The organism is Nostoc sp. CALU 1950, assembly GCF_051172895.1.
GTDB lineage: Bacteria > Cyanobacteriota > Cyanobacteriia > Cyanobacteriales > Nostocaceae > Nostoc > Nostoc edaphicum_A.
In genome coordinates this window covers 1-14255 of the sequence record NZ_JBDNJQ010000022.1, presented here as the reverse complement: position 1 = coordinate 14255, position 14255 = coordinate 1, and the positions used below count along the sequence as shown (strand labels likewise).

18 protein-coding genes are annotated in these 14255 nt (G+C 41.5%); 13 read left to right on the top strand and 5 right to left on the bottom strand.

Annotated features, from left to right (window positions below; all coding sequences use genetic code 11):
• Positions 1–16 precede the first annotated feature (16 nt).
• Entirely contained in the window at positions 17–850 is an 834-nt protein-coding gene (locus ABF638_RS09015; protein ID WP_435022109.1) for an Rpn family recombination-promoting nuclease/putative transposase, read from the bottom strand.
• 51 nt (positions 851–901) lie between these two features.
• On the opposite strand from ABF638_RS09015, the gene ABF638_RS09010 reads away from it, so the two are divergent.
• The 6 genes from ABF638_RS09010 (at position 902) to ABF638_RS08985 (ending at position 5258) form a co-directional block, all read left to right on the top strand.
• On the top strand, positions 902–973 hold the full coding sequence (locus ABF638_RS09010; RefSeq protein ID WP_420760936.1) for a tetratricopeptide repeat protein: 72 nt from the start codon (positions 902–904) through the stop codon (positions 971–973).
• Positions 954–1079, top strand: a complete 126-nt coding sequence (locus ABF638_RS09005; protein ID WP_435022107.1) for a hypothetical protein — start codon at positions 954–956, stop codon at positions 1077–1079. The genes ABF638_RS09010 and ABF638_RS09005 overlap by 20 nt, the downstream gene beginning before the upstream one ends.
• Positions 1080–1120: 41 nt before the next feature.
• Complete coding sequence (locus tag ABF638_RS09000; protein WP_435022105.1) at positions 1121–2554, top strand: BCD family MFS transporter; 1434 nt, start codon at positions 1121–1123, stop codon at positions 2552–2554.
• Positions 2555–2611: 57 nt separating this feature from the next.
• Positions 2612–3418 (top strand): inositol monophosphatase family protein, encoded by an 807-nt coding sequence (locus ABF638_RS08995; RefSeq protein ID WP_435022103.1) that lies wholly within the window; start codon positions 2612–2614, stop codon positions 3416–3418.
• Between the two features lie 215 nt (positions 3419–3633).
• Entirely contained in the window at positions 3634–4206 is a 573-nt protein-coding gene (locus ABF638_RS08990) for a hypothetical protein (RefSeq protein WP_435022101.1), read from the top strand.
• Positions 4207–4301: 95 nt separating this feature from the next.
• Entirely contained in the window at positions 4302–5258 is a 957-nt protein-coding gene (locus ABF638_RS08985) for an MDR/zinc-dependent alcohol dehydrogenase-like family protein (protein ID WP_435022099.1), read from the top strand.
• Positions 5259–5378: 120 nt separating this feature from the next.
• Here the strand turns inward: ABF638_RS08985 and ABF638_RS08980 are convergent, their stop codons facing one another.
• From ABF638_RS08980 to petP, 4 genes are all read right to left on the bottom strand, one after another.
• Positions 5379–5666 carry a hypothetical protein gene (locus ABF638_RS08980; protein WP_181928438.1) on the bottom strand — a complete coding sequence of 96 codons (288 nt, stop codon included), beginning with the start codon at positions 5664–5666 and terminating at the stop codon, positions 5379–5381.
• A gap of 83 nt (positions 5667–5749) precedes the next feature.
• Positions 5750–6787, bottom strand: a complete 1038-nt coding sequence (gene chlG, locus ABF638_RS08975; protein WP_435022097.1) for a chlorophyll synthase ChlG — start codon at positions 6785–6787, stop codon at positions 5750–5752.
• 156 nt (positions 6788–6943) lie between these two features.
• Positions 6944–8044: a Get3/ArsA fold putative tail anchor-mediating ATPase NosAFP gene (locus ABF638_RS08970; protein ID WP_181928436.1), complete on the bottom strand. Its 1101-nt coding sequence runs from the start codon at positions 8042–8044 to the stop codon at positions 6944–6946.
• Positions 8045–8164: 120 nt separating this feature from the next.
• Entirely contained in the window at positions 8165–8356 is a 192-nt protein-coding gene (petP, locus tag ABF638_RS08965; protein ID WP_334768076.1) for a cytochrome b6f subunit PetP, read from the bottom strand.
• A 170-nt stretch (positions 8357–8526) separates the two neighbouring features.
• Between petP and ABF638_RS08960 the strand changes: the two genes are divergently transcribed.
• The 7 genes from ABF638_RS08960 to ABF638_RS08930 form a co-directional block, all read left to right on the top strand.
• On the top strand, positions 8527–8649 hold the full coding sequence (locus ABF638_RS08960; RefSeq protein ID WP_435022094.1) for a hypothetical protein: 123 nt from the start codon (positions 8527–8529) through the stop codon (positions 8647–8649).
• A gap of 18 nt (positions 8650–8667) precedes the next feature.
• A complete protein-coding gene (locus ABF638_RS08955; protein WP_435022092.1) occupies positions 8668–9444 on the top strand; it encodes a Uma2 family endonuclease in 777 nt (258 codons plus the stop codon).
• Positions 9445–9456: 12 nt separating this feature from the next.
• Positions 9457–10131: a Uma2 family endonuclease gene (locus tag ABF638_RS08950; RefSeq protein ID WP_435022090.1), complete on the top strand. Its 675-nt coding sequence runs from the start codon at positions 9457–9459 to the stop codon at positions 10129–10131.
• 230 nt (positions 10132–10361) lie between these two features.
• The gene (locus tag ABF638_RS08945; RefSeq protein ID WP_435022164.1) at positions 10362–11207 is read left to right on the top strand and encodes an ABC transporter permease; all 846 of its coding nucleotides are present in this window, start codon (positions 10362–10364) and stop codon (positions 11205–11207) included.
• 62 nt (positions 11208–11269) lie between these two features.
• Positions 11270–12643, top strand: a complete 1374-nt coding sequence (locus ABF638_RS08940) for an ABC transporter ATP-binding protein (protein ID WP_435022088.1) — start codon at positions 11270–11272, stop codon at positions 12641–12643.
• 198 nt (positions 12644–12841) lie between these two features.
• Complete coding sequence (locus ABF638_RS08935) at positions 12842–13342, top strand: class I SAM-dependent methyltransferase (protein WP_435022086.1); 501 nt, start codon at positions 12842–12844, stop codon at positions 13340–13342.
• A gap of 30 nt (positions 13343–13372) precedes the next feature.
• The coding region (locus ABF638_RS08930; protein ID WP_435022084.1) for a methyltransferase domain-containing protein at positions 13373–14255 on the top strand (883 nt) is incomplete at its 3' end.

The following is a 14255-nucleotide window of genomic DNA, read 5'->3' as shown; positions in this document are numbered from 1 at the left end:
CTTCCACTTCCTCATTCTATGTACCTGACTGTGCGGCAATCTGGACAGCTTCTATATCAACATTGAGGTGTTGAGCAATCTGCTCCATACTCATCCCTGTTTTTAGTAACAGAGGGACGGTAAGTTTCAACATTTCAGCTTCCCGTTCTTCTCGACCTTCCTCTCGACCCTCTTCTCGACCTTCTTCTCGACCCTCGGCTTTCGCTTCTTGATAAACCCTTGTTTGCTCTAAAGTGAGTCCTAGCATAGCTTCAACTTCCTCTCTACTCAAGGTCGAAAACTTATAAACGGCGATTGTGGTGATGATGTCTAGTATTTCGTTTTTCGGCAGTGTGTCCGTTTCCTCTAATTTTACCCGCTCAATCAATTGCTTCGCTTGCTCGGCCATCACTTCATCTGATGCTAGAGTCAACTGCATCAAGTTGATGCCTATTGGCTGCTGATTAGTCGCGCCTAACTCCTCTAAATAGATTCGCTGCACTTGGTCGCTGTTGAGAAATATTCGATGAGTTCTTTGATCGCTTGGTTCCAATGAGCGTGATGAAAAAATTACTACACAGAACCAGTCATCGTACTGAGAACGATTTCGGTTCAGGTACATCAGCGACTCGGTAAAGAACCGATGATAGAGGGCTTCATCTCTTTGGAATTGAACTTCGGCAAAAAAGATCACCTTGGATGTTGCATTCTCTGGAGGTAAAAATACACCATCGATGCGAAAAGCGGTTTCTTTGACTTCAAGTGATTCAAATCGATAGTTTTGCCCTTGCAGAGGAGGATTATCAACCAGTTCAAAGAGTAACCCTGGAAAGCGCTTAAAAATTTGATAGTAAATGGAGTCTCGTTTCACTACTTCATCCTAAAATTCTCTCGTTATGCATAGGCGTAGCCCGTCGTAGACATCGCAGATTACAACCAAGCTCTAAAGATTAATCCTAACTTGGCTGAAGTTTATGCTAATCGAGGTGTATGATTATTTGCCAAATAACTGCGAACGATCGCCTCTGGCGGCGCAACGCCATCGCAACTTCAACTTTTCCTTCGCTGATTTCGAGCGGGTAGGGTTTATCTTTATTTAAAGAGAGAGATTAAATCTTATAAACTATACGAAAAAGTAGCTATGGCAAGCGGTGAAGTATTTGATACCAAAACAAAATCCCTATCTGTGCCAAGGGTAAACCTGCTGACCATGTTCCGGCTGGGTTTATTTCAGATGGGGTTGAGCATGATGTCTATCTTGACTCTGGGGGTACTCAACAGAGTCATGATTCAAGAAATAGCAATTCCGGCGACGCTGGTATCAGTAGTTTTAGCACTGCCTTTATTTGTTGCTCCTTCACGTATCTGGTTTGGCCAGATTTCCGATGCCAAGCCGTTATGGGGATACCACCGCACAGCCTATGTTTGGGTGGGCGCGGCAATATTTGCGATCGCAGCATTTTTAGCTGTACAAGTAATGTGGCAGATGAATCTTGCTGGAAATAGTGCAGGTAATTGGGTATGGACAACCCAAACAATCGGCTGGACAGCACTTTTGGCTTTGGTATTTGCTGTATACGGTCTAGGAATTTGTGCCAGCGGTACTGCCTTTGCTGCTTTGTTGGTGGATATATCTGAAGAAGATAACCGTTCCAAAGTAGTCGGTGTGGTTTGGTCGATGCTAATGGTGGGGATTATTGTTGGCGCGATTATTAGTGCCAGCTTGCTCAAGCAGTTAACGCCAGAAGCAACTGTAGAAACTTTGCAACCAGCGATCAATCGGTTATTTACTATCGTCCCTGCAATTGTATTTGGTTTAGCGATCGCAGCAACATTTGGCGTAGAAAAAAAATACTCCCAATACTCAACCCGTTCCACACTGGTGAACCGGGAAGATAGCATTACTCTGGGCAATGCTTGGAAAATCTTGACAGCTAGCCCACAAACAGGTATATTTTTCACCTTTTTATTGGTGATGACTATCAGTTTGTTTATGCAAGACCCGATTTTGGAACCCTATGCGGGTCAAGTGTTTAAAATGCCCCTAGCGGAAAGCACCAAATTAAACATTTTTTATGGAACGGGTCTACTGATTGCCTACGGTGTTACGGGCTTTTTTATAGTCCCGCGTTTGGGTAAGCGCAGAACTGCACGTCTAGGCTGTATGTTGGTAGCATTCTGTGCAATATTGCTAGGTATATCAGGATTCACAGCTAATGCAGCAGTTCTCAAACTAGGTTTGGTCTTATTCGGTTTAGCCACAGGTTTCTTAACAACGGCTGCAATTAGCTTGATGTTGGATCTTACCGCAGCGGAAGCCGCAGGTACATTCATTGGGGCATGGGGATTAGCACAGTCCCTTTCTAGAGGTGTGGCGGTAGTAATCGGAGGTACAGTTTTAGATATTGGACGCCAGCTGTTACCTAGCCCAGAGTTAGCTTATGGACTGGTATTTGCTCTAGAAGCCGTGGGAATGGTGGCATCAATTTGGTTTCTGAATCGGGTGAACGTCACAGAATTTCAAACAAGTGCCAAACAAGCGATCGCATCTGTTTTAGAAAGCGATTTAGATTAAACTGTATAGGACATGGGGCATTGGGCATGAAACAAATGACAAATGACTAAATAACCAATGAATGATTTTTGGACAACAATTCTGGATTTTGCCCAAACTACCACTACCAGGGTGGGCAAGCAGCTAATGCAAGATTTTGGGAAAGTACAGGCTGACCAAAAAGCTGATGGTAGTTTGGTGACGCAAGCAGATAAATGGGCAGATCAGGAAATTCGAGATGCGATCGCTTCTAATTTCTCTGGTTACGGCATTTTGAGCGAAGAGAGTGATCAGTCATTTCCCGGTACTGAGTGGTGCTGGGTAATTGATCCTCTCGACGGTACAACCAACTTCACACGCGGTATTCCTCTCTGGACAATATCTCTGGGTTTACTGTATCGAGGCACACCCATTTTTGGGTATGTTTACGCACCAACCTTGAATCAAGCTTTTCATGGTTTCTGGGCAGGTTCATCTGGTTTGGCAACACCAATAGGAGCATTTCTCAACCACCATCCCATCCACACAAGTGTTGATAGTCCCAGCAATAATCACTTTTTTAACCTTTGTTCTCGTAGTACCGCAGCTATCAAAAACGGCTTTCCTTGTAAAATTCGGATGTTGGGTGTAGCTAGCTATAATTTTTTGACAGTTGCTACTGGGGCTACTCTCGGTGGGATTGAGGCGACACCAAAAGTTTGGGATATAGCGGGGGCTTGGGTAATTGTCCAAGCGGCTGGTGGGGTATGGTCATCACTTAATTCAGAGCCGTTTCCGTTGTCAGCAGGAGAAGATTATAGCGATCGCTCTTTTCCCACCCTTGTTGTCAGTCGTCCCGAATTAGTTCCGGTATTTCAACCTTTTCTCGAAGGCGTAAAAATTTAATTTGCCGCTTACACACCTGGAAACAGTGATTTTGTCAACCAGCATAGTGGATGGCGGCATATCAATATAAAACTTAACAAAACCCTAGTCAAACAAAGAATTGAGTATAAATGAAGCTGGTAATAATCCTGATTTAAGTGCAAAACCAGTGTAGTTACTAATTTAAGTAGTGTTGTGGCTTTTATAACACTGGTTAATTTAGTATAAAAAATTTTATGTTGTCTAATCTAGATTTAATTCGAGAGTTTGTACAAAACTCTATCCAGAAAAAAGAAGTTTTGTTGTCAAATCCTGCTTTGACAGCGCAAACAGTTTATAAGACTAACCAACTGACAGCAAAAGCCGAAGGTGTTATTGCTACCGTACAGCTATCTAACACCCTATCTGAATTCTCAATTTCTCCAAAATCAACCCAGTGGGAATTGATAAATCAGGCATTAGCAGAATATAGTTATCTCCTCAAAGGAGAAGTAGATAGTCGGGGTTTTTATCAGTATCAATACTGCGAAGTTCCCAAAGGCTATGAGATGCACTGTACTAAATGTGTCCTTCTATGGCGAGCTTGGTGGAAATATCGCAAGTATACTTCAAGACTAGGGATTCCGTTGGAACTTCTGATTAGAACACGAGATTCATGGTATCCAATCCGAGATTTAATTATTAGCGACGGACTTCTTTATATCAAAACCTTGGGAAGTGAGATCACACTTGACTCAGAAGACTTGGTTACTTGGTTAAGCAAAATTGATGTAACCAAAATTAAAGAAATACCTTCTACAGAGACATAAGCGTGGGTAGGATACGGATATACGCCCCTTCATTATGTTGCAAAGATTTTTGAAAATGGTATGACAACATATTTAGGCAAAGGACGTGAAAAAGAATGAAAGGACTCTGGCTCGAAAACAACCAGTTACAATTACGCACAGACATTTCCATTCCTGAACCACCACCAGGAGAAGCTTTAGTACGCGTCTTGCGTGCGGGTATCTGTAACACTGACCTGGAATTACTCAGAGGCTACTATCCCTACACTGGTATTTTAGGTCATGAATTTGTGGGTGTCGTTGAACAAGGGCCAGAACACTTAGTTAACAAACGCGTAGTTGGAGAAATCAACGCTGTGTGTGGGCATTGTCGCTTTTGTTGCAGCGGACAATCAACTCACTGCGAAAATCGTACAGTTTTGGGTATTGTCAACCGGAATGGAGCCTTTGGTGAATATCTCTGTTTGCCAATAGAGAATCTGCATCCTGTACCTGATAATGTGCCAACAGAAGTAGCAACATTTACCGAACCTATAGCAGCAGCTTTGGAAATTCAGCAGCAAGTGCCATTACATCCAAATAATCGGGTGCTAGTGGTTGGAGATGGCAAACTAGGGCAGTTGGTAGCTCAGACATTAGCCTTAACCGGCTGTGAACTCTTAGCTGTGGGGCGTCATCAAGACAAACTGGCTAACTTAGAGGCACGGGGGATTAAAACTGGTTTAGCTAATGCTGTGAAAGATGGATATTTCGATATCTCAGTAGAATGTACTGGTAATCCAGAAGGATTTGCAATCGCCCGCCGCGCCCTACGTCCCCGTGGTACGCTTGTACTGAAAAGTACTTATTCTGGCAAACTCAGTCTAGATGCTTCTTCTTTAGTAGTAGATGAAATCACCCTCATCGGTTCTCGTTGTGGCCCCTTTGCCCCAGCCCTTCAGCTACTAGCTACAGGACAAGTTAATGTGCAACCTCTAATTCATGCCACCTACCCCCTCATTGAAGGGCTTGCAGCTTTTGAACACGCTCAGAGTCGGGGTGTTTTGAAAATATTGTTAGATATTAGTCATTAGTCATTTGTCATTAGTCATTAGTCATTTGTCATTTGTCATTTGTCATTGGGCATTGGGCATTGGGCATTGGGCATTAGTTATTAATTCTTCTCCCCATGCTCCCTCTGCTCCCCCTGCTCCCTAATAGAGATAAGGATTAGTCTTCGGTTGATAGTCAGAACAATCGATCGCTTCTTCTGTATTGGCAATAGATGGGCGTACAGTACATTTAAGACGGTAATTGTCGGTAAAAAATTGGCAACCAGTACAAGGGATTTGATGCATTTGCTTGGCTGTAGTCAAACCATCTCGTGCTGCTGCACAAAGACTCCAAACAACGAGAATAATTACAGTCCAAGCTACAACAAAGCAAATCGGGACTAACAAAGGTTGAATCCCATAGATGAGGAAAGATATCAGTTTAAACACGATATGTCCTGATACAAATTAGGAGTTAGAAGTATATTACCTCCTAACTCCTAATTCCTAACTTCTCACTATAGAAGTATAATTTAAACGCCAGCATGACCCAGCGCTAAACCAGTGACGAGCATTCCTAGAACAAGGAAAGGTTGGGCGCTGGCTTGGTACTTAACATCATTCTTAACGGGGTCGCGCAAGAAATACATATCCTGCAAGGTGATTTGCGGGATGATTAACAGTACTAGTATTGCTGCATACAAATTCTCATGGATGCTGACGAGATAAGCTGCAATCAATCCTTGAAAGACATCAATTGTCACTACACAAATCCAAGAGGCGGCGGTGATGCCAAACATTACGGGTAGTGAATTTAATCCTAGCTGGCGATCGCCTTCTACACTCTTAAAATCATTCACAATAGCAATGCCCAATCCAGCCAAGCTGTAGAACATTGTCAAAATCACAATTGTGGAATTGAGATCGCCAAACAAAGCGTGTCCTGTAGACCAAGGTAGGGTGATATAGCTTGCACCCAAGGCGTAGCTACCTAGCCAGCCGTTTTGTTTGAGTTTCAGGGGAGGTGCAGAATAAATGTAGGCAATGAAAGAACCGATGATTGCGATCGCTGTAATTGTCGGGAATTCATGACCAGACCACACATCCAGCACAAATGCCAAACCAATACCAGCAATCAGTAATACCCAAATCTGAATAATTACCTGGGGTAGGGGAATTGCTCCAGAGGGAATCGGGCGATAGGGTTCATTTATGGCATCGATTTCGCGATCGTAGTAGTCATTGAGGATTTGGGTGTAACCTGTCATCAATGGCCCAGCCAGTAACATACAGGTTGCTACCTTCAAGACATTTTCCAGCGTCCAGGTATAGTTACCAGAAGAAGCCGCACCACAGACTACGCCCCAAATTAGGGGAATCCAGGTAATCGGCTTCATGAGCTGCAAACGGATTTTCCAAATTGAGGTTTCCCCTGGCGCTGCACCTTTCATCCCTAGCAGCTGTCTAGTTTTCGCACTGCGATCGCTAGATGCTATTGCTTGCTCACTGGGATTATTTGCTAATGCCTCAGATGGGTTGGGGTCTGGGGTAATGGGAGTTGATTCTGACATAATTTTTACTAATTAATTGGGCATCGGGAATTGGGCATTTTGGGCATTGGGAATTGGGCATCGGGAATTGGGCATTGGTGATTAAGTTTCTTCCCTATTCCCCAGTCCCTATTCCCCAGTTCCCAGTCCCCAGTCCCCAGTCCCCATTCCCATAACTTAAAACGAAATTATCAAATAATTATTCTGAAACTTTGCTCCAGCAACGGGTCTGCCACTCAGAGCCGGGGGTAAAGGGATATTGCGCCGCTGATCTCCTGCTTCCACAGTGACTTCTGGCCCATATTGAGTAAGCTTGACCTGCTTTTTGTCAAATCCTGGCAAGAATAAGCGTACCTGACGATTGTGGATGTCTATTTCAATTGGTTTAGGAGCCTGTAGCGCTTGTGCTTCAAAGTTGGGTAGGGCGTCTATCAATGGTTGCCAGTCACCTGTTGGCGAGTCGGGAACGACGCTCACAGGTAGAGGTATAAATTCCTCTGACAGGTTGACATTCGTTTCAGTAGACACAAGCAGAACACCACCGACAGTTAAACCGATTTGTTGAGCACTACCCCACAAATAACGAGCATTTGCTACCTCAAGGGGATCTCCTGTAGTTACTAAGAAAGCAGCGAGACGCTTAGGATCGGCAAGAGCGGCTCTCCCCTTTTCTAAGAAATTATTGACTTGGTTAGTGGGACCTGCAAAGTTATCTGCTGTCCAGTTGATATTGAAAAAACTGCTAATCAGCGGTTGAATCAAGGGCGATTCAGTAATCGTCTTCCCCAAATCGGAGTTGACAAACAATTGCCGAAATCGCCGGACATACCAACTGAGAGATTCTGGCAAACCCAACATTCGCAACGTTAAAGAGTCACCCGTGCCATCGTAGACGATCGCATCATATTTGCCACTGGCATCATATTCGCGGATAGCATTCAGGGCTAGGGCGTTGTCCATCCCTGGTAACACTACCAGTTCTTGACCAAAAACCTCTTTGAAGATGGGGGTGCGGAGGTATTGTGCCTCCAGTTTTTTCACTTCATCCCAGTTACGCTCAAGCAGTACAGATGCTTGAAACTGTACCGCCTGTAACTTGGGAGCGATCTCTTGAGGATCAGCAGCAATGGGAGTACCCAAAAGGATTGATAATGTTGGTTCTGCTTGTCCTGCTAAGAGTACGCGCTTGCCTTGACTTGCCAATAATTTGGCGGCGGCGATCGCAATTTTGGTACGAGCGGTGCCGCCTTTGCCCAAAAATGTCAATATTAGAGCCATTAGTTGATTCCTATTTTCACCGCCGATCTTTTCAACTCCAACTTAGCACTCAACAAAGACTCTCAACCTGTGCTTAAAATTTCAGATACCAAGAAAAACTTGGATCTGAGTTCTTTACTACTACACAGGTTTGATTTCATCTTCAAAAAACCAAGTGGAATAATTATCGTCAAACAGCAGCACTACACCGATACCACCACCATCGGTGACTTTGTAGCCTTGGATAATACCCACTTGTCCGAGTTTTTTTACAACTGGGGGAGAAACGCGATCGCGCAAACGATAGACTTTAACCTTTTGTCCGATTTCCATGCCTGATTACAATTCAGATAAACCAAGTCTCAGTGTAGCGGAAACCGTGACTCTGCTCTCACAAATTCAGTGGAGATGAGGGAGATGAAGAAGAAAATTCCCAATTCTTGACTTCTAACTCCTGACCTAACAGCTTAAAATTAAATCAACAACCAAGCTGGTCGATACCCATGTTTGTCACAGTGCAACAGGCATTGAAAGCGCAATTGTCCTTAAAACAAGAACAGATGCGATCGCAAGGGTTGGCGGAACATTTGCGATCGTTAGGAGTTAATCCAGATAGCTTGAGTTAAGCAACGAAGGTAGTAGTCATGTATCAAACAGATCCACCGCGTCCGCCACAGGAAACCATGCCTACGATGTATGATTTACCCAGTGAATTCGTTGGGGAATCAGGTTTGCCAGATGAATTTCACCGTATTCAGGCGGATTTGCTCAGTGAAACTTGTCAGCCTTTGACTTATCCATCTGAGGAAATTTTACTTGCTAGTGACTTAAATCTTTACTACGATCCCCGCCATACTTTGTGGTACAAGCGTCCTGACTGGTATATGGTTTTAGGATTACCTAGTGCCAGCCAACAGCAAGACCTACGCTTAAGTTATGTCATTTGGCAAGAGGGAGTTATTCCGTTTTTAGTAGTTGAATTACTCTCACCTGGTACAGAACAAGAAGACTTAGGAAAAACACTGCGGGAAGTAAACCGACCTCCAACCAAGTGGGAAGTATACGAACGTATTTTGAGGGTTCCTTACTACATTGTCTACGATCGCTATGAAAATCATTTGCGTGCCTTTAAACTCACAGGCACTCGCTATGAAGCAATATCTTTACCAGATAACCGCTTATGGTTGGAAGAGTTAGAACTCGGATTAGGTCTTTGGCAAGGTTCTTATCAACAGACAACGGGTTTGTGGTTGCGTTGGTATAATTCAGCAGGTTGGGTGTCTACGCGAAAAGAACAAGCTGAACAAGAACGTCAACTGGCTGAACAAGAACGCCAACGGGCTGACCTAGAACATCAACGAGCAGAGCGATTGGCAGAGTATTTGCGATCGCAAGGAATTGATCCAAACAATCTACCCTAGTAAAAGGTAGCCATGACTACAACTATCAAAATAGTCAATCCCAACATCGAATATCCCAGTTCTGATGGTGAACCATTGGCAGAATCATACTTACATCTCTACGCAATTCTCACTACCCTAGAAGTAATTAAACAATACCTAGCAGGCAGACAAGCCACAGTTTTAGCAGACCAATTTCTCTACTATGCTCAAGGTTTTCCCAAATTAAGAGTTGCACCAGATGTGATGGTAATTTTTGATGTGCCGCCTGGGGGTCGGGATAGTTATAAAGTTTGGGAGGAAGGTCAAGTTCCCCAGGTGGTATTTGAAATGACTTCTCAAGGAACTCAAAAACAAGACCAAGAGCAAAAGAAAAATCTCTATGAACAATTAGGGATTTTAGAATATTGGTTATTTGATCCGAAGGGGGAATGGATTGAAGAAAAGTTAAGGGGATATAGGTTAGATGGTGAGACTTACCAGTTAATTACGGATGGTATATCTCAACCTCTAGGATTAAGAGTGGCGGTGGAGGGGGAAGTCTTGGGATTTTATCGTCTAGATACGGGGGACAAATTACTAACACCGACGGAGTTAGCTGAACAATTACAACAAGAACGCCAACGGGGCCAACAAGAACGCCAACGGGCTGATAGACTTGCAGAGTATTTGCGATCGCAGGGAGTTGATCCAGATACTTTAAGTTAAGCAAAAACTTGCCACTTGAAAAAAGCACCGTTGCCGATAAGATTTATATGTGTAGTAAAAATACAGTTGGCAACAGCTTGATTTATTATATGATCACCAAATTTGGATAAGATTTTATAGTAACAATTTATTCTCCAAAGCAGACAAGCATACTTTTATTGCTCTAAAGCTTTATGGAGAAGTATTAGGTGTGTAGGTAGTGAACGAGGAAGCAATAATTGTTACAAGTAATGCGAGTTTTTGTACGTAAAGCAGTAAGGCTGAGGTGCATACTGCCTGTAGATGAACGGTTATGGGCAAAATTTGACTTGCTGAGAACTTTGGTTAGGCGAGATTTAGAAGCGCGGTATAAAGGTTCTATTTTAGGTAATTTGTGGCCTTTGCTAAATCAGTTATCACAACTACTGATTTACACTTATGTATTTTCGGTTGTGCTGAAGGTAAAGTTACCTCTCAAAGGTTTACCGGAAAGTAACTTAACCTTTGGTTTGTGGGTATTTGCGGGTTTGCTTCCCTGGATTGCTTTTACAGGGGGTTTGATAGTGTCTGCTAATTCAGTAGTAGCACAGCCGAATTTAGTCAAAAAGGTTGTATTTCCGCTAAGTTTGTTACCGCTGGTGCCAATTTTATCTGCGTTCATTGAGAGTTCCTTCGGTTTAATAGCGTTGATTTTTTTTGTGGCAGCAATTTCTCATACTTTACATGCTACCTTGGCGCTATTACCCTTGGTTTGGCTAACGCAGTTATTACTAACGGCAGGATTGGGTTATTTAGTGGCAGGACTAACTGTGTTTTTGCGAGATATCCCGCAGACTTTAGGGGTGATTTTAAATATTTGGTTTTACGCAACACCGCTTGTCTATCCAGCATCAGCAATTCCAGAGCAATGGCGGAGTTTGGTATTTTGGTTAAATCCCATGACTGCGATCGCTGAGATTTATCGTGACATAGTTTTAGTTGGGGAAGTACAACACTGGGGAGAATGGGGTGTATCGTCTGCGATCGCAGTTATTATATTTTGTACTGGGTTTGTGGTGTATAAGCGGTTGCGTCCGGCTTTTGCTGATGTATTGTAAATATGATCTCTTCATCTCCCTTTAGTAATTGTGTGAGAGTTGTGAAAATTAACAGTAAAAGTATGGGAGAAGAAATTGCTATTTCCTTAAAAAACGTTTCTAAATGTTACAAACGTTATCATCATCCTGTAGAAAGGTTGAGGGAAATTCTACTACCTGCTAAAACCTATGGACAAGAATTTTGGGCTTTACAGAATATTAACTTAGAAATTCCTAAGGGACAAACGTCAGGAATCGTAGGGCGTAATGGTTCTGGAAAAAGTACCCTATTGCAAATTATTGCTGGCACTATGATGCCAACTACAGGAGAAGTAAAAGTCCAAGGAAGAATATCGGCTTTATTAGAATTGGGTAGTGGCTTTAATCCTGAGTTTACTGGCAGGCAAAACGTATTTTTTAATGGTAGATTACTAGGCTTAAGTAAACAAGAAATTGAAGATAAGTTTGATGAGATTGTTGACTTTGCGGATATAGGTGATTTTATTGATGAACCTGTAAAAACCTATTCTAGTGGTATGTTTGTCCGCTTGGCTTTTGCAGTAGCAGTAAATGTTGAACCCGAAATTTTGATAGTGGATGAAGCTTTATCAGTAGGAGATGGAGTTTTTGTCCATCGCTGCATGGCAAAAATTAAAGATTTTCAAGATGCAGGAGGAACAATTTTGTTTGTTTCTCATGATTTAGGTTCAGTCTCTCGCCTTTGTTCTGAAGTTATATGGATTAATGATGGTCAAATAGTAGAGCAAGGTAAACCAATTGATATTAGTAAATCATACCAAGCATGGATGTATGACAAAATTAATGAGAAACTAAAAAAAGAGTCTGATTTAGTAACTCATGTTCAAACTGACAAAGAAACAGTCGTAAATAGTGAGGTAATTATAGAGATAAATTCAGATAAACAGTCAGGTAGTGACAATAAAATAAATCCATTTACTGGTAATGAATATTTAGCATTTAATAATACTAAAAGATTCGGCACGGGACGCTGTGAAATTATTAGCTTAGAAAGCTTAAATGAACAAGGGCAAAAAATAGGTTTCGTCATGCCTGATGAATGGTTGATACTTCAAACAAAGATCATTAGTTATGATGATGTGGATAATCCGATTTTAGGTATCACAATGTTTGACAGACTAAGAGTAGCTATAACAGGATGGAACACAACGCAGTACAAATATCAACTACCTAAATTTAGAAAAAATCAATTGATTTCTGTTACTTTCAAAATCAAGTGGCCGCATATTAAAAGTGATAGTTACTCTCTAGAGCCAGCGGTAGCTGATGGTAGTCAAGATAGCCACGAAATGATGGATTGGTTGCAGGCTTCTATGGCTATACAATCAGGAGTAACAGACTTAACTTTTGGGTTTATCAGGTTTAGCGAGGTTAATATTAACCATAAATTAGAAACAGTTACAACCAACCAAATATGAAATTAGGCATCATCAGGAAAAATGATTTGTTATTGTTGCGGCTCTGATAATTTTAGTATTAATGATGTTCTTTGGCAGGAATTAATTAATGAATGGGGTCTGTCAAATTATGAAGTTGAATATATTAATAAACAACAAGGCTTACATTGTACAGAATGTCTTTCTAACTTACGGTCAATGACATTAGCTGTATCAATCATGAAATGTTTTGGATATGTCGGTTTATTTCAAGATTTTGTTAAAGAAGACCGAATCCAAAATCTGCAAATACTAGAAATCAACGAAGCCGGGAGTTTAACAAAGTTTTTAGCTCAAATACCAAATCATAGTTTAAAGATATATCCAGAATTAGATATGATGAACATTAAATTACCAGAAATGTCTTTTGACTTAATTGTGCATTCAGATGTTTTAGAACATATCAAGTATCCAATTCGAGGTTTATCAGAGTGTTATAGGCTTTTGAAACCTGGTGGATACTGTGCTTTTACTATTCCGATGATTGTTGATAGACTAACCGCATCTAGAGAAGGTATGCCACCTAGTTATCATGGTTCAGGTGAAAATCTGTCTGACTTTATCGTCTACACGGAGTATGGATGTGATGCATGGAAACAGGTAATACAGGCTGGATTTCAAGAATGTAGACTGTTTTCTATTGATTATCCTTCAGCACAAGCATTGGTAGCGGTGAAGTAAGATTAAAAAATTAAAATTATATTGAGAAATATGGAATTTACAGGCGAAAGATACGTTCCTGCTATTGATGGACAAATAAAGTATGAGCATCTACATAGGTATGCCTTATGTCTTGATTTTGTAATTGGTAAATCTGTATTGGATATTGCTTCGGGTGAGGGCTACGGTTCTGCATTACTAGCAAGAGTAGCAGAATCTGTGATTGGGGTTGATATTAGTTCTGAAGCTGTAGAATATTCATCCCAAGAGTATCGTAACTACGACAATCTCAAGTTTATGTTGGGTTCATGCGATGCTATACCATTACCAGATAATTGCGTTGATGTAGTAACATCTTTTGAAACTATCGAGCATCATGATCAGCATGAAGAAATGATGCTAGAGATTAAACGAGTTCTGAAACCAGAAGGAATATTAATTATTTCTTCTCCAAATCGCTTGACTTATTCAGATGAACCAAATTATTCAAATCCATTTCATGTTAAAGAGCTTTACTACAACGAGCTAGTGAACTTGCTTGGTAGTCATTTTAAATATACTAATATCTATGGTCACAGACTGGCGACTGGCTCGTTTGTCTTTCCGTTAGAAGATACCCAAGAAAAAAACTTAAAGGCATATAAGGGAAACCTCGATAATTTAAATCAACAAGTTTGTAGTTTAAAATCACCGATATATTTTGTCGCTATATGTTCTGATGAATTAAGCAGAATACAAACGCCTATAGACTCTATATATATTGATGAATCAGATGATTTATTCCAAGCGCATTCCCAAGCTCAACTACAACAAACACAGACAGAATTAGAGCGATCGCAGTCTCAATTACAACAAACACAGACAGAATTAGAGCAATCCCAGTCTCAACTACAACAAACACAGACAGAGTTAGAGCGATCGCAGTCTCAACTAC